At 71.0% G+C, this 19,826-nt stretch carries 14 protein-coding genes; 4 read left to right on the top strand and 10 right to left on the bottom strand.

The genetic code is table 11. The features are described from left to right. Positions 1-20: 20 nt before the first annotated feature. A complete protein-coding gene (locus ACFYZ3_RS36900; protein ID WP_104635676.1) occupies positions 21-578 on the bottom strand; it encodes a YceI family protein in 558 nt (185 codons plus the stop codon). Between the two features lie 151 nt (positions 579-729). Between ACFYZ3_RS36900 and ACFYZ3_RS36905 the strand changes: the two genes are divergently transcribed. From ACFYZ3_RS36905 to ACFYZ3_RS36915, 3 genes are all read left to right on the top strand, one after another. Continuing rightward, the gene (locus ACFYZ3_RS36905; RefSeq protein WP_388527457.1) at positions 730-3,123 is read left to right on the top strand and encodes a polysaccharide lyase 8 family protein; all 2,394 of its coding nucleotides are present in this window, start codon (positions 730-732) and stop codon (positions 3,121-3,123) included. 154 nt (positions 3,124-3,277) lie between these two features. Continuing rightward, entirely contained in the window at positions 3,278-4,861 is a 1,584-nt protein-coding gene (locus tag ACFYZ3_RS36910) for an acyl-CoA carboxylase subunit beta (RefSeq protein WP_356862548.1), read from the top strand. A gap of 17 nt (positions 4,862-4,878) precedes the next feature. Continuing rightward, a complete protein-coding gene (locus ACFYZ3_RS36915; RefSeq protein WP_356862550.1) occupies positions 4,879-5,076 on the top strand; it encodes an acyl-CoA carboxylase epsilon subunit in 198 nt (65 codons plus the stop codon). Positions 5,077-5,133: 57 nt separating this feature from the next. On the opposite strand, the gene ACFYZ3_RS36920 is transcribed toward ACFYZ3_RS36915, so the two are convergent. From ACFYZ3_RS36920 to ACFYZ3_RS36960, 9 genes are all read right to left on the bottom strand, one after another. Beyond that, positions 5,134-8,154, bottom strand: coding sequence for an NACHT domain-containing protein (locus ACFYZ3_RS36920; protein WP_388527372.1), 3,021 nt, complete (start codon positions 8,152-8,154; stop codon positions 5,134-5,136). A gap of 85 nt (positions 8,155-8,239) precedes the next feature. Next, positions 8,240-8,821, bottom strand: coding sequence for an ATP/GTP-binding protein (locus ACFYZ3_RS36925; RefSeq protein ID WP_030216560.1), 582 nt, complete (start codon positions 8,819-8,821; stop codon positions 8,240-8,242). Continuing rightward, on the bottom strand, positions 8,802-9,374 hold the full coding sequence (locus ACFYZ3_RS36930) for a DUF742 domain-containing protein (RefSeq protein ID WP_388527376.1): 573 nt from the start codon (positions 9,372-9,374) through the stop codon (positions 8,802-8,804). Before ACFYZ3_RS36930 ends, ACFYZ3_RS36925 begins: the two co-directional genes overlap by 20 nt. A gap of 94 nt (positions 9,375-9,468) precedes the next feature. Next, positions 9,469-9,882, bottom strand: a complete 414-nt coding sequence (locus tag ACFYZ3_RS36935; protein ID WP_004983065.1) for a roadblock/LC7 domain-containing protein — start codon at positions 9,880-9,882, stop codon at positions 9,469-9,471. 10 nt (positions 9,883-9,892) lie between these two features. Further along, positions 9,893-13,135: a nitrate- and nitrite sensing domain-containing protein gene (locus ACFYZ3_RS36940; RefSeq protein ID WP_388527379.1), complete on the bottom strand. Its 3,243-nt coding sequence runs from the start codon at positions 13,133-13,135 to the stop codon at positions 9,893-9,895. A gap of 406 nt (positions 13,136-13,541) precedes the next feature. Next, a complete protein-coding gene (locus tag ACFYZ3_RS36945; RefSeq protein ID WP_003973455.1) occupies positions 13,542-14,117 on the bottom strand; it encodes an ATP/GTP-binding protein in 576 nt (191 codons plus the stop codon). Next, positions 14,098-14,496, bottom strand: a complete 399-nt coding sequence (locus ACFYZ3_RS36950; protein ID WP_003973454.1) for a DUF742 domain-containing protein — start codon at positions 14,494-14,496, stop codon at positions 14,098-14,100. The genes ACFYZ3_RS36945 and ACFYZ3_RS36950 overlap by 20 nt, the downstream gene beginning before the upstream one ends. Before the next feature lie 111 nt (positions 14,497-14,607). Beyond that, entirely contained in the window at positions 14,608-15,021 is a 414-nt protein-coding gene (locus tag ACFYZ3_RS36955) for a roadblock/LC7 domain-containing protein (protein ID WP_003973453.1), read from the bottom strand. A gap of 9 nt (positions 15,022-15,030) precedes the next feature. Continuing rightward, a complete protein-coding gene (locus tag ACFYZ3_RS36960; protein ID WP_388527382.1) occupies positions 15,031-18,981 on the bottom strand; it encodes a nitrate- and nitrite sensing domain-containing protein in 3,951 nt (1,316 codons plus the stop codon). Positions 18,982-19,583: 602 nt separating this feature from the next. Here ACFYZ3_RS36960 and ACFYZ3_RS36965 point away from each other — a divergent pair. Continuing rightward, positions 19,584-19,772, top strand: coding sequence for a hypothetical protein (locus ACFYZ3_RS36965; protein ID WP_162832949.1), 189 nt, complete (start codon positions 19,584-19,586; stop codon positions 19,770-19,772). Positions 19,773-19,826: the final 54 nt, after the last annotated feature.

The following is a 19,826-nucleotide window of genomic DNA, read 5'->3' on the forward strand; positions in this document are numbered from 1 at the left end:
TCCCGAGGGGGCGCGGGACGTCAGGCCTGCCTGATCGCCGAGATGTCGAAGTTCAGCTTGATCTTGTCGGAGACCAGCACGCCGCCCGTCTCCAGGGCCGCGTTCCAGGTGAGCCCCCACTCCGAGCGCTTGATCTCCGCCTTGCCCTCGAAGCCCACGCGCTCGTTGCCGAACGGGTCCTTGGCGGCGCCGTTGAACTCCAGGTCGATGGTGAGCGGCTTGGTCGTGCCGAGGATCGACAGGTCACCGGTGATGCGGTAGTCGTCGCCGCCCAGGGACTCCGCCTTGGTGGAGCGGAAGGTCATCGTCGGGTGCTCGCCCGTGTTGAAGAAGTCCGAGCTCTTCAGGTGGCCGTCACGGTCGGGGGAGCCCGTGTCGATGCTGTCCATCGTGATGTCCAGGGACGCCGTGGAGCGGGACGGGTCGGTGCCGTCCAGGTGCAGCGTGCCGGTGAAGTCGAGGAACTTGCCCTTGACGTTGGTGACCATCGCGTGGCGCGCGGTGAAGCCGATCGTCGTGTGGGCGGGGTCGACGGTGTAGTCGCCGGTCAGCGTGGAGAGGTCGGGGGTGGTGGTCATGGTGTCCTCCGGGAAGATCCCTTGAAGTTGAATGTTCAACCAGTCCAACGGCTTCGACTCTAGAGCTATTCCGCGCCGCCATCAACCACCGCGCCGCACGTGTTGCGCCACCGTTCCCCTCCGGCGCCCCGGCGTGATAGACGGCATGAGCATGACCCCACAGCGTCCCACCGCCCCCACCCGCCGCGCGGTCCTGCTCGCGGCGGCCGCGGCCGCGTCCCTCACCGCCGTCCCCCGCGCCGCGGCCGCCGCGGCCGACCCCTACGACGCCCTCCGCCACCGCTGGCTCGACATCACCCTCGGCACCGGCTACGACCCGTCCGCCGAGCCGTACGCCTCCCGCCTGGCCGAGACCGGCGCACGCGCCCGCGAGCACCGCGCCACCATGGCCCCCACCCCCACCTCCCTGTGGCCCGGCCACCCCTTCGACCCGCCCGCCGGTATCACCTTCGCCTACGGCCGCCTGTGGACGATGACCGAGGCGTACGTGCAGGAGGGCACCGGCGCCACCGGCGACCCCGCCCTCCTCGCCGACATCCTGCGCGGCCTCGACCATCTCTCGGCCACCGTCTACAACCCGGCCACCACCCGCTACGGCAACTGGTGGGAATGGCAGATCGGCAGCCCCCGGCTCCTGATGGACATCACGGCCGCCCTGTACGACCACCTAGGCGCCGACCGCGTGGCCGCCGCCTGCGCCGCCGTCGACCACTTCGTCCCCGACGCGATGCTCGGCGACTACACCGGCACCTCCACCGGCGCCAACCGAGTCGACCTGTGCCGCTCCGTCGCCCTGCGCGGCGTCCTGGGCCGGGCCCCCGCCAAGCTCGCCCTGGCCCGCGACGCCCTCTCGCCGGTCTTCCCGTACGTCACCGAGGGGGACGGGCTCTACGCCGACGGCTCCTTCGTCCAGCACACCTGGGTCGCCTACTCGGGGACGTACGGCCAGGTCATGCTGGACGGCCTCGGCCGGCTGTTCACCCTGCTGGCCGGCTCCGAGTGGGAGGTGACCGACCCGGGCAAGCAGATCGTCCTCGACAGCGTCGAGCGCGCCTACGCACCCCTGATCCACGACGGTCTCGTCATGGACATCGTCAACGGGCGGGCCATCAGCCGGGGTTACCTCAAGAGCGACGACCTGCACGTCATGCGCAGCGACCACTTCCACGGCCAGCAGATCGTCGCCGCCATGGCGGTCCTCGCGGGCGGTGCGAGCGACGCCGAGCGAGAGCGCTGGTCCGCCCGGATCAAGGGCTGGATCGAGCGGGACACCGTCACCCCGATCCTGACCGCGCCCCAGTTCCCGGTCGCCGACCTGGCCCGGCTGCACGCGATCGCCGCCGCCCCCGGCGAGGCCGCCCCCGAACCCGCCGGGCACCACCTCTTCGCGGCCATGGACCGCGCCGTCCACCGCCGCCCGGCCTTCACCGCGGGCCTCGCCATGGCCAGTGACCGCATCGCCCACTACGAGTGCGGCAACGGCGAGAACCCGCGCGGCTGGCACACCGGCGCGGGCATGCTCACCTGGTGGGCGAACGGAGCCGCCTCCGACCGGTCCGGTCGGTCTGGTCGGTCCGGTCGGTCCGGTCGGTCCGGTCGGTCCGGTCGGTCGGATCAATACACAGACTGGTTCTGGCCCACCGTCGACTGGTACCGGCTGCCCGGCACCACCGTCTCCACCCAGCGCCTGCCCGACCGTGCGGGCGGCGAATGGGGCGCCCCCAAGCCGGAGGTGAGCTGGGTCGGCGGCACGACCGACGGGGAGTACGCCGCCGTGGGCCAGCACCTCAAGGGCCTGGGGTCGACCCTTCAGGCCCGCAAGTCCTGGTTCTTCCTCGACGACGCCGTCATCTGCCTGGGCGCCGGCATCACCTGCGCGGACGGCGTACCGGTCGAGACGGTCGTGGACAACCGCAACCTGGGCGAGGGCGGCACCCAGGCCCTCGTACGCGGCCGGCACTGGGCCCACCTGGAGGGCCACGGCGGCTGGATCGTGCCCGGGGGCACCCTGCGGACCCTGCGCGAGGACCGCACCGGCTCCTGGTCCGACATCAACACCACCAGCGCCACCGAGCGCCGCACCCGCCGCTGGCAGACCCTCTGGCTCGACCACGGCACCGACCCGGTTGACGCCGACTACGTCTACACCGTCATGCCGGGCGCCTCCCGAGCGGCCCTCGCCCGCCGCGCCGCGGACCGCCACTGGCTCACGGTCCTCGCCAACGACGGCCGCCGCCAGGCGGTGACCGTCCCCTCCCTCGGTCTCACGGCCGCCAACTTCTGGCGGGCCGGCGCCGCGGGCCCGCTCACCGCGACGGCCGGGGCGAGCGTGCTCGTCCGCCGCCGGGGCCGTACCGCTACGCTCTCCGTGAGCGAACCGCCGCGCACGGGAGAGGCCCTGGAGATCGTCTGGGACCACCCGGTGGGAGCGGTGCTGCGGGCCGACGAGACGGTCGAGATCCTCGCGACGGGCCGCCGACTGCACCTCCGCGTCACTCCAGGGGTGGTATGCGCCACCCATGAATGTGAGGTGACTCTCAGCTGACGGCTTTGTGTGACTCCTACAACCCAGAGACCCCCTGAGCAGTCGGAAAGGCTGCATGGAGTAGGGGTTCTGTTCAGTGCTACCAGGAAAACGGGCCGGAGACTGTACGGAGTCGACGGCTCGCAATCCTTGGTCGGCTTCGTAGAGTCGCTACATGACCGTTTTGGATGAGGCGCCGGGCGAGCCGACGGACGCGCGTGGACGCGTGGCCGAGCTGCACGAGATCCGTGCGCAGGCGCTCGCCGGGCCGAGCGAGAAGGCGACGGCGGCGCAGCACGCCAAGGGCAAGCTGACCGCACGCGAGCGCATCGAGCTGCTCCTGGACCCCGATTCCTTCCGCGAGGTCGAGCAGCTGCGCCGGCACCGGGCGACCGGGTTCGGTCTGGAGGCCAAGAAGCCGTACACCGACGGTGTCATCACCGGCTGGGGCACGGTCGAGGGCCGCACGGTCTTCGTCTACGCCCACGACTTCCGGATCTTCGGCGGCGCGCTGGGCGAGGCCCACGCCACGAAGATCCACAAGATCATGGACATGGCCATCGCGGCCGGTGCCCCGCTGGTGTCGCTGAACGACGGCGCCGGCGCCCGCATCCAGGAGGGCGTCAGCGCACTCGCCGGGTACGGCGGCATCTTCCAGCGCAACACCAAGGCGTCCGGCGTCATCCCGCAGATCAGCGTGATGCTCGGCCCGTGCGCGGGCGGCGCGGCCTACAGCCCCGCCCTGACGGACTTCGTGTTCATGGTCCGGGACACCTCGCAGATGTTCATCACGGGCCCCGACGTGGTCAAGGCGGTCACCGGCGAGGAGATCACGCAGAACGGCCTGGGCGGCGCCGACGTGCACGCCGAGACGTCCGGCGTCTGCCACTTCGCCTACGACGACGAGGAGACCTGCCTCGCCGAGGTCCGCTACCTCCTCTCCCTCCTCCCGCAGAACAACCGGGAGAACCCGCCCCGCGCCGAGTCCTCCGACCCCGTGGACCGCCGCTCGGACACGCTCCTGGACCTGGTCCCGGCGGACGGCAACCGCCCGTACGACATGACCAAGGTCATCGAGGAACTCGTCGACGAGGGCGAGTACCTGGAGGTCCACGAGCGCTGGGCCCGCAACATCATCTGCGCGCTGGCCCGCCTCGACGGCCAGGTCGTGGGCATCGTCGCCAACCAGCCGCAGGCCCTGGCCGGCGTCCTGGACATCGAGGCCTCGGAGAAGGCCGCCCGCTTCGTCCAGATGTGCGACGCCTTCAACATCCCGATCATCACCCTTCTGGACGTACCCGGCTTCCTGCCCGGCGTCGACCAGGAGCACGGCGGCATCATCCGCCACGGCGCCAAGCTCCTCTACGCCTACTGCAACGCGACCGTGCCCCGGATCTCGCTGATCCTGCGGAAGGCGTACGGAGGTGCTTACATCGTCATGGACAGCCAGTCCATCGGCGCCGACCTCACCTACGCCTGGCCGACCAACGAGATCGCCGTCATGGGCGCGGAAGGTGCCGCGAACGTCATCTTCCGCCGGCAGATCGCCGACGCCGAGGACCCCGAGGCCATGCGGGCGCGCATGGTCAAGGAGTACAAGTCCGAGCTGATGCACCCCTACTACGCGGCCGAACGCGGCCTGGTCGACGACGTCATCGACCCCGCCGAAACCCGCGAGGTGCTGATCAAGTCCCTGGCGATGCTCCACACCAAGCACGCCGACCTGCCCTCCCGCAAGCACGGCAACCCGCCGCAGTGACCCGAGGAGCCACCTCCATGTCCACTTCCGACATCCGCGTCGAGAAGGGCCACGCCGAGCCCGAGGAAGTCGCCGCCATCACGGCCCTCCTCCTGGCCCGCGCCGCCGCCCGCCCCGCCGAGATCGCCCCGACCCACGGCGGCGGCCGCGCCCGCGCGGGCTGGCGCCGCCTGGAGCGCGAGCCGGGCTTCCGCGCCCCGCACAGCTGGCGTTGACCTCCGGACTCTCACGGCCCCGTTCTCCCCGCCCGGGAGACCGGGGCCGCGGCGTTGTCAGCGGACCACCAGCTTGACGCCCGGGAAGTCCAGGGCGTCGGGGTCGTCGGGCAGGAGGCAGTTGTACAGGTCGAGCTTCCGGGCTTTGGGCGGGACGAAGTCGGGGGCGGCCACCCAGGCGGCGACGTCCACGCCGTGGAGGACCAGGCGGGTGTCCGGCAGCGAGGCTGCCGCGGACAGGCCTCTCGGGAGGCAGACGCCGTCGGTCAGCACCTGGATGTACCGAAGGTGGGTGCAGTCGGCCAGAACGGTCAGGTCCGTGGTGGTGCTGACGTCCCACAGGGTCAGGTGGCTCAGTTTCGGCCCCGGTCGCAGGTCGTCGAGGCGCGGTGAGTTCTGCACGTCGAGGGAGAGCAACCGTAGCTCTTCCAGCTCGCCGACGGCGTCGAGGCCGCTCAGTGAGATGTCGCCGAACACGGCGAAGAACCTCAGGGCGGACAGCGCCCGCAGTTCCCCGAGATCGACCTCGCCCCGCTGGTTGTAGAGCCCCAGGTCGACCAGCGAGCGCAGACCGGTCACGTCCGCGAACCGGGTGAACGGATAGTCGACGGTCAGCCTCTGCACCGCCGGTGATCCCTGGATGGCGTTCCACTGGGCGGAGTGGGTGAGTGTGAGATGACATCTCCCCAGGGGCAACCGGTTGAGCACGCGCTGCGCATAGGTGTCGGCGTCGAAATAGTTCCAGGCGTGGGCGAGCGCGTCGGTCACCTCGTCACGCCTGTCTCCCGTGAACCCCTCCAGCACTCCCAGCGCCTCCTCGCCCCCGACGAGAGCCGCGGTCTCCACCGTACGAGCGGTGGCCTTCGCCGTGAGCCCGGCTCCCGACCGGGGCAACCAGCGCAGCAGACGCGGACCCACGGCCGCCAGCGCCGGGGGGTCCGTCTCCCTGCGGGCCGGCAGCAGACGCGAGACAGCCTCCTCCAACCGCGCGGCCAGCCTTTCCGGCACCGACGGCAGCGTCTCCTGGCAGGACGCCGCCACCAGCCGCAGCGTCCGCGCGTGGCGCGGTTCGGCCTCCGCGCGGTCCAGTATCCCGCCCAGCAGTTCCTCCCGCTGGCGGGCGTTGGCGTGGCCCGCCGCGAGGACGACCGTCTCCCGCCACAGGTCCAGGTGGGCCCGCCCCACCAGGTTGCCCATCCGGTCCTCCTCCGCGGCCTCCTCGGCGGCGAGGTACTCCTGGAAGGTCCGGTGCACGAAATCCAGCCGTCCCTGTGCGGGGGAGCGCAGGATCCCGGAACGGTCGCGCAGGTGCCTCAGCACCTGTTCGCCGTCCAGCGGATCCAGATGCCGCAGCGCCCTCAACCGTGCCCCCACGTGCACTGCGGCCTGGTCGAGCGCGATCTCGCTGCGATTGTTGTCCGACAGCCGCCAGGCCAGGTCGCGCAGCAGAATCAACTTGTCACCGAGGCCGAGCACGCTGTCCATAGCGCTCGGCACGTTGCGTTCCGCGTCCCGGTCGTGGACCAGGGTGTGCAGCGCGCTGCGGTACAGCTCCATCCGGTCGCGGGGAAGGTGGCGCCCGCGATTGAGGTGCATCGCGCACAGCATCGCCGCCAGCAGCGGCGTCCCGGCCAGCGACTGCAGATGGGCCCGGTCCTTCAGGCTGACCAGCAACGACTGCTCGTACTGCGGAAGCTCCTCCACCGCGCAGGGCAGCTCGTCGCCCAGCTCCCGCACCGCCTGGTGCCACTGCCGCACGAACGCCGCCAGGTCGGGCGGAGTCATCCGGTCCAGGTGCAGCGCGCCGAAGTCCTCGCGCCGCAGCCAGTCCACACCGGCCGCGGCCGGGCGGGAGGTGACGACGACGCGGGTGTCCGGATAGGTCGCCAACAGCCGGCGCAGCCAGTCCCGTACCGCCCGCCGCTCGCGGTCCAGGAGTTCGTCCACGCCATCGATCAGCAGCAGCACCCGGCCCCCGTCGAGCTGCCGTTCCACCCAGCCGCGGGGCATGATCCCGGTCAACGGAGCGGCCACCCCGTCGAGCATCGCCTCCGGCGTGGGCAGTGTGCGACCGCTGTACTCGCGCAGTTTGACGAAGACCGGAGTGAGACCGTTCCACTCCGCCAGCTCGCCGGCGAAGGCGCCGCGGGCCGCCGTGACCGCCAGCCAGCGCAGCAGTGTCGTCTTGCCGGAACCCGCCTCGCCGCGCAGGAGCACGCGCACCGCGTTGCGCAGGGCGGCCTCGACCCGCATACCGGCACCCCCGCCCCCCGGCCGCTCCTCCCAGTCGCTCATGTCCGCCCGCAGCCTAGGCAGCGGGCGGGCGGTGCGCCGCCAGGCGTTGTCATCTCCCGTGGCGCGCATGCTGACGTACGCCACCGACAGTCGGACCTGGGCCGCCGCGCGGTCGGAGGCACGGCGGAACAGCTCGACCTCGTCGAGGCTGTCGCTGACCAGTTCCAGGTACCGGCGCCGGAAGGCCGTGTCCTGGTCCGTCCCGTCCGGAGCGAACAAGGAGCGGTCGGGGAGCCGTTCGAGGATGCGGGTCACCTCGCCGCCCAGAGTGGAAGTCCGCACCAGCAGCTCGGCCGCCGCACGCTCCTCGAAGACCGGCAGGCTGCGCACGATACGGACGTAGTACTCCACGCACTCGGTGAACAGCCGCTCGTACAGGCTGCTCTCCGCCTCGCCCAGCCCGACCGGAGGCGGCACCGCCCTGGCGATCCGGCGGATCAGCTCGGCCGGCTGGGCGTCCGCTGCCAACAGGGCGTCGTCCGAGAGGTCGGCCGCAGCCAGCGTGTCACAGACCGCGTCGATCACCGTCTGCCTGCCGGATTCCTCCAGCGCCTTGAACTCGTGTTCCAGGAACGGCTCGAGGCGGTCGAAGACCGCGTCGGCGATCTGCTCGAACTGCCGCTTCACGCTCCGGGAGAACTTGACGCCGGGCACGCGCACCCGGGCCAGCTCCTCGACAGGCAGGTGCCGCTCCTGCTCCCGCCGCCTGCCGCCCAGCCACATCCGTGCCGCCGCGCCCGCCACGGTCGTCCCCAGCCGCAACGCGGCCACCTCAGCGCTCACCCCGGTGCCCCGTCCCCTCGCACAACGACATACGGCCCCCATCTCTCCCACAGGAGGAACGAGGGCCGCAACCGATTCCTGCCGATTACCGCAGGCGGGCCATCAGCGCGTGCTCGACCAGCGTGATCAGCGCCGACTTCGCGTCGGCCCGATGCCGCGCGTCCGTCGTGATGATCGGCGTGTCGGGGCCGATCTGCAGCGCCTCCCGGACCTCGTCCGGCTGGTACGGCTGCTGACCGTCGAAGCCGTTGAGCGCGATCACGAACGGCAGACCGCTGTTCTCGAAGTAGTCGACGGCCGGGAAGCAGTCGGCCAGCCGCCTCGTGTCGACCAGGACGATCGCCCCGATGGCGCCGCGCACCAGGTCGTCCCACATGAACCAGAACCGGTCCTGGCCGGGTGTACCGAAGAGGTACAGGATCAGGTCCTGGTCGAGCGTGATGCGGCCGAAGTCCATGGCGACCGTCGTGGTCGTCTTGTCCCCCGTGTGGGTGAGGTCGTCGATGCCCGCCGAAGCGGATGTCATCACGGCCTCGGTGCGCAGCGGATTGATCTCCGAGACAGCGCCGACGAACGTGGTCTTGCCCACGCCGAAGCCGCCCGCCACCACGATCTTCGCGGAAGTGGTGGAGCGGGAAGGACCGCCGCTAGAGCTTGCGAAGTCCACTGAGCACCCTTTCGAGCAGTGTCACGTCTGGCTGGCCGCCGGCGCTCTCGTCGCCGCCGGGCTGATGGATGGCGACCAGTCCCGCCTCCGCCAAGTCGGCGACGAGGATCCTGGCCACGCCGAGAGGGATCGTCAGGAGGGCCGAGACCTCGGCCACCGACTTGATCTCCCGGCAGAGGTTGCAGATCCGCTGATGCTCGGGCAGCTGGCCCTGCATCTGGTGCGGCTGCGCGGTGGTGTGCACCAGCGCCTCGATGGCGAGCTGGTACCGGGGCCTGGTGCGGCCGCCCGTCATGGCGTACGGGCGCACCAGGGGGTTGTTCGACGCCCCGGCGGGCGCCGGCTCAGGGGTGCGGCGCTGCGGCTGCACGGGCTGGATGCGCGGAGCGTGAGGCTGGTCGTACGGCGAAGGGCCGGGGCCCTGCGGCGCGTACGGCTGCCGGTGGCTCGGCACGGAGGGGTAGCCGTACCCGTTCGCCGAGCCGTCGCCTCGGCCCTGACCAGGGCCGTACGACCAGTCGCCCGATGACGGACCGCCTGGGGGTGTTGCCACTTTTTCCTCCTCCGACTGTGCCTGGCACCCATCGCTGTGGAGCCGCGTCCCGAAACTTTACGGCCACGGGACGCCAAAACGCACCGTCTGTCCTTTAGTTGAGAAGGCTCCCTTGGAGCTCCGCCCGCAGATCGGGGGTCAGAACCGTGCCGGCACGGTCCACCAGAAGGGCCATCTCGTACCCAATGAGACCGATGTCCGCCTCGGGGTGTGCGAGAACCGCGAGGGACGAGCCGTCGGAGATGGACATGATGAAGAGGAATCCGCGCTCCATCTCCACAACCGTCTGGTTCACGCTGCCGCCCTCGAAGATGCGCGAGGCACCGGCGGTCAGCGAGGTCAGGCCGGAGGCGACGGCCGCGAGCTGATCGGCTCGGTCGCGAGGGAACCCTTCGGACATCGCCAGAAGGAGTCCGTCGGCGGAGACCACCACCGTGTGGGACACCCCCGGGGTGTTGTCCACGAAGTTGGTGATCAACCAGTTCAGGTTCTGCGCCGCCTGGCTCATCGGGCTCACACTAACGCTCCTGGTTGTAGGTGCTGTCAGGACCACGGTGTTCATTCCTTGTGTCCTGGCCGTTCGTTTCACTGCCTGCGTTGCGGCCTCGCTCGACGCCGCGCCGCAGGTTGCTCAGCCTGCCCCGGACGTCCTCCGGAGCGCGGGAGACCTGGGGGCCTCCCTGTGGAGTGGTCTCGGCCGCGCCCTCGACCAGGTTGGCCTTGGGCACCCTGCGCGGGAGGCCCGAGGAGGTCACCCCGCCCGCCTTGGGCTTGCGCAGCGAGGAGGCCTGCTGCCAGCGGTCGTCGTTGGCCGACCGCCAGGTGTCCTCGCCGCCCGCCCCCGGTGCGGCGGCCGGCGTCTCCTGGCCCACGTGCCCCGCATCGCCCGCGCCGCTCGCGGTGGACCCGCGGCGGGGAAGACCGGCGTCGGTCAGCTCGTGGGCGGCGGAGGGGGCCGGCCCCGGACGGTCGAAGCCTACGCGGTCCGTCTCGGTCACGTCAGCGGCCTCGGCGGATTGCGCCTGAGGGGCACCGGTCGGGTACTGGTCCGGATAACCGTTCTGGTATCCGTCCTGCTGCGGCCAGTCGTCCTGGTGGCGGCGCTGCTCGAAGGGCGAGTAGTTCCCGGACTCCGGCACACCGCCGTTCGGCGCGTAGTACTGCTCGTCGTACGACGCCTGCTGCGGTTCTTGGTACGCCTGCTGCGGGTCGGCGTACGCCGACTGCTGGTCGTACGTTCCGTTCGGCGACTCCGGGTACGCGCCGTTCGGCTGCTGCTGGTAGCCGTCCAGGGACTGGTCGTAGCCCGGCTGCCGGCCGTCGTAGCCCGGCTGCTGTCCGGTGAACCGGTCCTGGAAGCCCGCGGTCCCGTCGTTCCCGGCGCCGCCCTGGTCGGTGGGACCGGGCAGCTCGGGAGGCGACTGGGCCTCCAGGGCCGCGCGGCGCTCCTCGCGCATCAGCGAGCGGCCCACCGGGTCCAGCTCGCGTATGTCGTCGGGGATCTCGGCGTACCGGCTGTCGTCGAAGCCCAGCTCGGCCGCGGTCCGCATGGGCTGGCCCACCTGGCCGACCTGGCCGAAGTTCTCGCCCTGGAAGTTCTGCTCCGGGATGATCTGCGAGACCGTGAACTCGTCGCGCGGCTGCTGCTCGCCGCCGCCACCGTGGGTGATGGCGTCCGGGAGCATGACCAGCGAGGTGGTGCCGGCCTGCTCGCCGGAGGGGCGCAGCTGGACGCGGATGCCGTGCCGGTCGGACAGCCGGCCGACCACGAACAGGCCCATGCGCTGCGAGATCGCGGCGTCCACGGTCGGCGGGTTGGCCAGCTTGTGGTTGATGTCCGCGAAGTCCTCGGCGGTCAGGCCGATGCCCTTGTCGTGGATCTCGACCATCACACGGCCGTCGGGCAGCCGGGTCGCGGTGACGCGGACCTTGGTCTGCGGCGAGGAGAACGTGGTGGCGTTCTCGAGCAGCTCGGCGAGCAGGTGCACGAGGTCGGTCACGGCGCGGCCGTGGATCTCGGCCTCCGGCACGCCGGACAGCTCGATGCGCTCGTACTGCTCCACCTCGGAGGAGGCGGCGCGCAGCACGTCGACCAGTGGGACCGGCTGGTCCCAGCGGCGGCCGGGCTCCTCGCCGGCGAGGACCAGGAGGTTCTCGCCGTTGCGGCGCATACGGGTGGCCAGGTGGTCCAGGCGGAAGAGGTTCTCCAGCTGGTCCGGGTCGGCCTCGTTGTTCTCCAGGTCGGTGATCAGGCTCAGCTGGCCCTCGATCAGCGACTGGTTGCGGCGCGACAGGTTGGTGAAGATCGCGTTGATGTTGCCCCGCAGCAGCGCCTGCTCGGCGGCGAGCCGGACCGCCTCGCGGTGCACCTGGTCGAAGGCGCGGGCGACCTCGCCGATCTCGTCGGTCGAGGTGATCGGGATCGGCTGCACCCGGGTGTCGACCCGGCCGGGGTCGGTGCGGGAGAGCTGGTCGACCAGCATCGGCAGGCGCTGCTCGGCGATGCCGAAGGCGGCGTTGCGCAGCTGGCGCATGGAGCGGCTCATCCCGCGCGCCACCATGCCGGCCAGGACGAACGCGGCGAGCAGCGCGATCACGACCGCGGCACCCGTGATGTAGGCGTCCCGCTCGGCGTCGTCGGCGATCGTGGACGCCTCGGACACCGCCTTGTCGGCCAGGTCCGACTCGATCTTCTGGTACGCGTCGAACTTGAGGGTGTTGACGGCCCACCAGTTCTCCGGCGTGATGCCCTGCTGGGCCAGCGCCGCGCGGTCACTGGTGTCGGTGGACTCGAGTCCGGCCAGCTCCGAGATCATCGTCGTCGGGTTGGACGGCGGCGGTACGTAGTCCGGGTCCTTGCCCTTGGCCTCCTTGGCCATGGCCGCCCCGTCCTCCTTGAGCTTCGCCTCGGCGTCCTCGAGCTTCTGCGCGTCCGCCTCGGTGCCGCCGCCGATGTACTCCTCGACCGCGATGCGCTCCAGGTAGGCGTACGAGGAGAGCGCGACGCGCTGGCTGGCGAGGTGGCCGGGCTCCGGACCCGGCTTGACCAGCATGTGCATGCCGATGGAGCGCTCCAGGGAGAGCGCGGCCTTGGTCAGGGAGATCGCGTAGACGGTACGGCCGTAGGAGGTGATGTTGCCGGTGCCCAGACCGAGCTCGTTGGCGAACTCCATCAGGGGGTGGGCGACGCCGGTGTAGCCCTCCTCGGTCTCCACGCCCTTGAGCTTGGAGGTGTACGCGGCCGCCCGCAGCGTCTGGAGCTTGGGCTCCTGCTCGCGGAAGACCTTCAGGCGGCGCTCCAGGCCGGCCTTGCCGGGCATGCCCTGGGCCGCCGCGTCGAAGGTGTCGGCCGCCTCGTCGGTGGCCTGGCGGGCCGCGGCGACGGTGGTGTCCTTCTCGCCCTTGCCCTGCAACAGGGGGGCCGCGGTGATGTCGCGCTCGTTGTAGAGGGCGTTGGCGTAGCCGAGGGAGGCGCGCACGAGACGTGCGGTGCTCTCGGCGTCCTCGGCGTCCTGCCAGGTGTCGATCGAGCTCTTCACCTGGAAGCCGCCCATGACGAGGCCGACCAGCACGGGTATGAGCAGGATCGCGTTCAGCCGGGTAGTCACCCGCCAGTTGCGCGGCGTGAAACGACCACCGCTCGGCGCGGGCGGTTCGGCCTTGGGTTCCGCGGCGGGGGCGGGGGCGGGCGCCGCTGTGCGCGGCGGCGGGGTGAAGTTGCCCCGGGCCGATGGCTCGGGACTGTTCTTGCTTCGCCTCACTCGACCAACAACCTCTCGGCGGTCGGCACCTGTGTCGTGCCGCTGTGTCTCAGAACCCACTCCGTCAGTCATCGAGTACGCGCTACTGCTGAGTACGTCTTAGACCATGGGGCAGTTCTGGCATTCCAGCACGGCGACCAGCGCTCTTCCAAACAGTGGAACGCGGGGGTTACACGTGATGTAAGCCCCACGTAAAACGGTCATAAAGAGCGAGGTCCGTCAAAAGACGAGGCGTTCGTGCGCGCAGCGAGACCAGTCGACCGCGTCGCGTGTCGGTACCACCCGATTCCTCTGCCGAAACGTTATGAACAGCGGAGCCGACCGTGTCAAAGGACACAGTCGGCTCCGAATCGTCTACGACAAGTGCCGTAGACCCCTGCCGACTTGGCTGCGGCGGTCGGTGGACCTACCGCAGACGGGCCATCAGCGCGTGCTCGACCAGCGTGATCAGAGCCGACTTCGCATCGGCGCGGTGCCGGGCGTCGGTCGTGATGATCGGGGTGTCCGGGCCGATCTGCAGCGCCTCGCGCACCTCGTCCGGCGAGTAGGGCTGCTGGCCGTCGAAGCCGTTGAGCGCGACGACGAACGGCAGACCGCTGTTCTCGAAGTAGTCGACGGCCGGGAAGCAGTCGGCCAGCCGGCGGGTGTCGCACAGCACGACCGCGCCGATGGCGCCGCGCACCAGGTCGTCCCACATGAACCAGAACCGGTCCTGGCCCGGCGTGCCGAACAGGTACAGGATCAGGTCCTGGTCGAGCGTGATGCGGCCGAAGTCCATGGCGACCGTCGTGGTCGTCTTGTCCCCGGCGTGCGTGAGGTCGTCGATCCCGGCGCTGGCCGAGGTCATCACGGCCTCGGTGCGCAGAGGGTTGATCTCGGAGACGGCGCCCACGAACGTGGTCTTGCCGACGCCGAAGCCGCCGGCCACCACGATCTTCGCGGAGGTGGTCGCCCGCCCTCCGTCAGAGCTTTCGAAGTCCACTGAGCACCCTTTCGAGCAGTGTCACGTCAGGCGCACCGCCGTTGTTCTCGTCTCCGCCAGGCTGGTGAATGGCGACGAGCCCTGCCTCCGCGAGGTCCGCGACCAGGATCCGCGCCACACCGAGCGGCATCGCCAGCAGGGCCGACACCTCGGCCACCGATTTCACCTCGCGGCACAGGTGGCAGATCCGCTGGTGCTCGGGAAGCAGCCCCATGAGCGCTGCCGGGTCGGCCGTCGTACTGATCAACGCCTCGATGGCGAGCTGGTAGCGCGGCCTGGTCCGGCCACCGGTCATCGCGTAGGGACGTACCAGCGGCTGGTCGCCCTCGTCCTCGTACGGCTCCGCGTACGGATCATGAGAGGCGGTGGGCGGGGTCATGAATCCTCCGGGCGGGACAGCAAGTCGGTCAGTCAAGCCGTCTGACGAGGCCGGTGGGGGGATTGTGGCGGCCGGACGGTGATTTGGTAACTCGGGTGGTGCCGGGGCCGATCAGTGGAGCAGACTGCCTTGTAGTTCGGCGCGCAGGTCGGGTGTGAGGACCGCACCCGCGCGGTCTACCAGGAGCGCCATCTCGTAGCCGACGAGGCCGATGTCGCACTCCGGGTGCGCGAGGACGGCCAGGGACGAGCCGTCCGAGACGGACATGAGGAAGAGGAACCCCCGCTCCATCTCCACGACCGTCTGCGCCACGTTGCCGCCCTCGAAGATCCGGGACGCCCCGGCCGTCAGTGAGGTCAGCCCCGAGGCGACGGCCGCGAGCTGGTCGGCGCGGTCGCGAGGGAAGCCCTCCGACATCGCCAGGAGGAGTCCGTCGGCGGACACGACGACGGTGTGGGACACCCCCGGGGTGTTGTCCACGAAATTCGTGATCAACCAGTTGAGGTTCTGTGCCGCCTGGCTCATCGGGCTCAACTAACGCTCCTGCTGGTGAGTGGGCCGCGGATAGCTGCCGGTCTGGTTGGTACCGGCCTGACGGCCCTGTGCGATTCCCCGACGGAGATTGGTCAGCCGGCCGCGCACGTCGTCGGGCGCACGCGAAACCGCCGGACCGCTCTGGTGCGACTGCTGCTGAGCCGTCCCCGGGACGAGGTTGGCCCGGGGTACCCGGCGCGGAAGGCCGGAGGTGGTGACCCCACCCGCGGCCGGCTGCCTCACGCGCTCCGCCTGCCGGACGAGATCGTCGTTCGGCGAGCTGCGCCAGGCCGAGGTGGCCGGCCGCTGGGGGGCCGCCGGGGTCTGGGGCTGGGCGGCCTGCGGCTCCGGGGACGCGGCCGGGGCGGTCTGCTGCGCCCTCGCCTCGCGGTCTCCGTGGAACCAGTTGGTCTCCAGCGTGTCGTACAGCGGCGTACGTCCGTCACCGGGACCGGAGGCCGGGGGCAGGGCCCAGCCGTCTCCGGGCCGCTGCGCGGGAGTGCCGTTGGTGTTCTGGCCCGCGGGCTCCTGCGGAACCGGTCGCTGCGGGGCCGGCGGACGCGGGGCGCCGAAGTCGTTCCCGCCCTGCGTGCCACCCGCCTGCGGACGCTCGAACTGGCCGGTGACGGCCGGGTTCTGACGGCCCGGCAGGTCGTGCTGACCGGTCGAGCCGTTGTCGTAGCCCTGGGTGGCCGCGAACCGGTCGGCCGGTGCCTGGCCGTTCGGGGCGGGCTGGCCGCCGAAGACGTCCGAGCGGACGAAGGCTCCGCCGTCCTGCTGCGGGGCGGCCGGCCCGGGTCGCGCGAACTGGTCGTTCTGCGGGGCGTCCTGGCCGAACCGAGCCTGGTCGTACTGGTCCTGGCCGGGCCCGGCCTGACCGTACTGGCCCTGCCCGTACTGGTCCTGCCCGTACTGGTCCTCGTACTCGTTCCGCGCGTCGTACTGGTTCTGGCCGGGCTGGGCGAACTGGCCCGTGTCCTGCGGCTCGTCCCGACGGGGCGCCGGGGCGTCGAAGTCGGGGCGGGCGAACTCGGCCGTGGCGGCGGGGGACTGGGGCTCGCCGAACCGGGGCACGACCGGCATCTCGGCGGTCGAGCCCGGGCCCTGGCGCTCGTCGAGGCGCGGCGTCCGGTCGGTGCGGGAGCTGTCCGGCTCGTCGTGGCCGCGCGGGGCGTCCAGCGAGGCCCGCGGCACCGGCGGCTGCGCGTTCTCGTCGCTCCAGCTGGGCACCCGCGGCTGCGGGTTGCCGCCGGGCAGCTCGGCCCGCGGACCGCCGCGCGGCGGCAGCTGCGGACGACGGCCCTGCTCGCCGTCGCCGTTGCCGCCCCGCTTGCGCTGCGGAGGCGCGGCGGGAGTGCGGCTGCCGCCGAACATGTCCTGACCCTGCGAGGCGTTGTTCGCCGGCGCGTTGCCCTGCGGCGCGTTCATGCCCGCGGCCTGGAGGCCCTGCGGAGCACCGGGCGCCTGCTGACCGGCACCGGCACCGGCCGGAGCCGGGCGGTTCTGCTGGCCCGGGACCGCGGGGGACTGGGGCCCGCGCGCGCCACCCGGCGCACCCGGGCGGCCGCCCGCGTCGCGTCCGGGCAGTGCGGCCCGCGGCCCCTGGCCGGAACCGAGCCGGCCGCCCGGCGCACCGGAGCCGAGGGCACCGCCGCCGCCTCCACCGCCGAAGGCACCGCTGCCCGCGAGGGCACCGCCGCCCTGTCCGCCGCGGCGGGCCGCGGCGACACCGGCGGCCGCCTGGGCGGCCGCCGGACCGCCGTTGCCCGAGCCGGGCTGACCCGGCTTCGGCTGCGGCTTGCGGCCGCCCTGGGCGACGTCGACGGGCAGCATGACCAGCGCGGTCGTACCACCGGAGTCGGAGGGACGCAGCTGGATGCGGATGCCGTGGCGCTGCGAGAGGCGGCCGACCACGAACAGACCCATGCGGCGGGAGACGGAGACGTCCACGGTGGGCGGCGAGGCGAGCCGCTCGTTGATCGCGGCCAGGTCCTCCGGCGAGAGGCCGATACCGGTGTCGTGGATCTCGATCAGCACCCGGCCGTCGGGCAGCGCGTGACCGGTGACCTTGACCTTGGTCTGCGGCGAGGAGAACGACGTCGCGTTCTCCAGCAGCTCGGCGAGCAGGTGCACGAGGTCGTTGACCACGCGGCCGGCGACCTCGGTGCTCGGCACGGAGGCCAGCTCGATGCGCTCGTACTGCTCCACCTCGGAGGCGGCGGCGCGGAGCACGTCGACCAGCGGCACCGGACGGGTCCAGCGGCGGCCGGGCTCCTCACCCGCGAGGACGAGGAGGTTCTCACCGTTACGGCGCATACGCGTGGCGAGGTGGTCGAGCTTGAACAGCGAGGACAGCTGGTCCGGGTCGGCCTCGCGGGACTCCAGTTCGGAGATGAGCGAGAGCTGACGCTGGATGAGGCCCTGGGAGCGGCGCGAGAGGTTGGTGAACATCGCGTTGACGTTGCCCCGCAGCAGGGCCTGCTCGGCGGCGAGGCGGACCGCCTCGCGGTGCACGTCGTCGAAGGCCGCGGCCACTCGGCCGATCTCGTCCCGGGAGTGCACGCCGACCGACTCCACCGAGGTGTCGACGTCCTGCGGGTCGGTCTCGGAGAGCTGCTTGACCAGCTCGGGCAGGCGGTCCTGGGCGACCTTGGTCGCGGTGTCCTCCAGGCGGCGCAGCGAGCGGATCATGGACCGGGCCACGACGAACGCGCCGACCAGGGAGACACCGAGCACGAGCAGGATGAGGACACCGGAGATGATGGCCTCTTGCTCGGACTCGTTGCGCAGCTCGCGAGCCTGCTGCTCCATGTCCTCCAGCAGCTTCAGCTCGATGTTCTTCATCTGCTGGATCTTGGTGGAGCTGTCGTCCAGCCAGTCCTGGTAGGACCGGGGCTTCAGGCTGGCCAGACCGTCCTTCTTGCCGACGGCGCGGCCGGCGTACTGGTCGGACGCCTCGATCACCGGGTTGCCCTCGGAGATCGGCTTGAGCAGGTCCTCCGCGCCCTCGCCGTAGATGCTGGTGAAGCTGCGGATCTCGGACGTCTGGCTCTGCAGCGCGGACTGGGCGTACAGCCGGTCGTTCTCGGCGAGATCGCCCTTGCTGGTGTTGTTCGCCGGGAGGGCCGCGGCGAGCACCGCGCGCTGGATGGACGCGTACTCCTTGGCCGAGGAGAAGGCCGACAGGGCGCGCGTGCGCTGGATCATGTCGGGGTTGCTGGTCGCCTCCGCCATGTCCTGCGAGAGGTCGAGCAGGTGGGTGATCAGGCGGTGGTAGGCCTCGACCGTCTGGGTCGAGTTGTCCTCCGCCGTGTACGCCGAGCTGCGGATCTTGGTCAGGTCGTTCAGGTCGCTCGCGATGCCGACGAGGCTGTCGCGGACGCCGACGAGCTTGCCGTCCTTGCTCGCCGCGTCGATCTGCTCGGACTTGTCGAGGAAGTTCTTCAGGGCCCGGTCGGTCTGCTCGCGGTCGCCCTTGACGGCGATCGCGCTGGACTTCGAGCCGTGGGCCAGCGGGCCGGCGGACTGGTCGCGCTCCTCCTGGAGCGCGGCGGCCAGCTCCGTGGCCTGCTTGGTCATCTCGGTCAGCAGCTTCATGTTCTCGAGCTGCTGGATGTCGTCCATCGACTGGTTGATGCGCAACGCGCCCAGCGAGGTCGCCGCGACCACCGGAAGCGCCAGCAGCGACACCAGACGGGTGGAGATCCGCCAGTTGCGCAGGGCTATTCGCGGGCCGGGGCCGGTCGAGCCCTTGGCCGGCTTGGTGGGCGACTGCTGGCCGGGAGCGGACGGGCCCGGCGCCTGACCGGCGCGCTCCCCGCTGTCGCCGGGCTGGGTCTGGCCCGGGTTCTGGGCGTGCTGGGGCGAGGAGCTGACGGCCTTGGGGCCAGTCCCGCCCTGCGGCTCCGGCTCCGCCGAAGCGCTGCCATCCCTCTTGAAACGTCCCTGCACTAGCGTCGCAACCTCTGGACCAGGCGCCCTGCCGCGTGAACGGCCAGGCACGGTGTCGGCGTCAAAGGGGCGCCCTGAATACGCCCCTGTGTTGGTCGTGAGTGACCGGCGCTGGTTCCCCCTTCTCGCCGCCGCTCGGCGCTGGTGTGCGCCCCCTGTGCGCCGGCTCGATCCCGCGGCGGTCCGTGGAATTCCAGCACAGTGCAGGATCTCCAACAAGGCCCGTGGGGCAGGCCGTGAGATACGTGACAGCACGTGAGGGTCGAGTCACCGGACGTAGAAGGTGATCACCCGCAAACCGGGCGTATGCCCGCGAGTCGCCGAGGTGCGGAGGGTGTCCCAGTCGACATGATCAGCAGCGGAATGATGCCTTCAGGTGTGCAATGTCGGTTTAGTCGGAGTGCGTTCGGCGTCGCAATTGACCGGTTTGACCCTTGATAAGTGAGCAAACTCACATCCGGATCATGGACTCCTCCACGGTTCACGGGGAATCGCGTGTTTAGCCTGACGCTTTACAGAGAAGGCAAAACCGACAACCCGCGCCCTCGCGGAGGCTTTCGCCGCCCCTCGGGCGCCCGGACACGACAGGGCCACGTACAACCGTGAAGACGACGATGATGTTCCACAAGATCGCCAACCCGCGGCGCACGACGCTGGCGCACCTCCAGGACGCCGACGAACTGCAAACGCCGGAGCAGCCGGAGCACGCCGTCGAGCTCCCCGCCCAGACCGCCAACCCCCGCCGCACGATCCTCATGGAGGCCCCGGTCGCGGCGTCCGTCGCAGAGTAGTACGACACCGGGCCGCCGACCGTTCAGCGGCCAGGGGCCTCTTGCCGCGTTAGC

The sequence above is a fragment of the Streptomyces sp. NPDC001599 genome, from assembly GCF_042893535.1.
In the GTDB taxonomy this organism is placed as follows: domain Bacteria; phylum Actinomycetota; class Actinomycetes; order Streptomycetales; family Streptomycetaceae; genus Streptomyces.

What these genes read in the sequence shown, in the direction of transcription:
- ACFYZ3_RS36900 (WP_104635676.1), bottom strand. Translation starts at nt 578, where the DNA reads ATGACCACCACCCCCGACCTCTCCACGCTGACCGGCGACTACACCGTC.
- ACFYZ3_RS36905 (WP_388527457.1), top strand. Translation starts at nt 730, where the DNA reads ATGACCCCACAGCGTCCCACCGCCCCCACCCGCCGCGCGGTCCTGCTC.
- ACFYZ3_RS36910 (WP_356862548.1), top strand. Translation starts at nt 3,278, where the DNA reads ATGACCGTTTTGGATGAGGCGCCGGGCGAGCCGACGGACGCGCGTGGA.
- ACFYZ3_RS36915 (WP_356862550.1), top strand. Translation starts at nt 4,879, where the DNA reads ATGTCCACTTCCGACATCCGCGTCGAGAAGGGCCACGCCGAGCCCGAG.
- ACFYZ3_RS36935 (WP_004983065.1), bottom strand. Translation starts at nt 9,882, where the DNA reads ATGAGCCAGGCGGCGCAGAACCTGAACTGGTTGATCACCAACTTCGTG.
- ACFYZ3_RS36950 (WP_003973454.1), bottom strand. Translation starts at nt 14,496, where the DNA reads ATGACCCCGCCCACCGCCTCTCATGATCCGTACGCGGAGCCGTACGAG.
- ACFYZ3_RS36955 (WP_003973453.1), bottom strand. Translation starts at nt 15,021, where the DNA reads ATGAGCCAGGCGGCACAGAACCTCAACTGGTTGATCACGAATTTCGTG.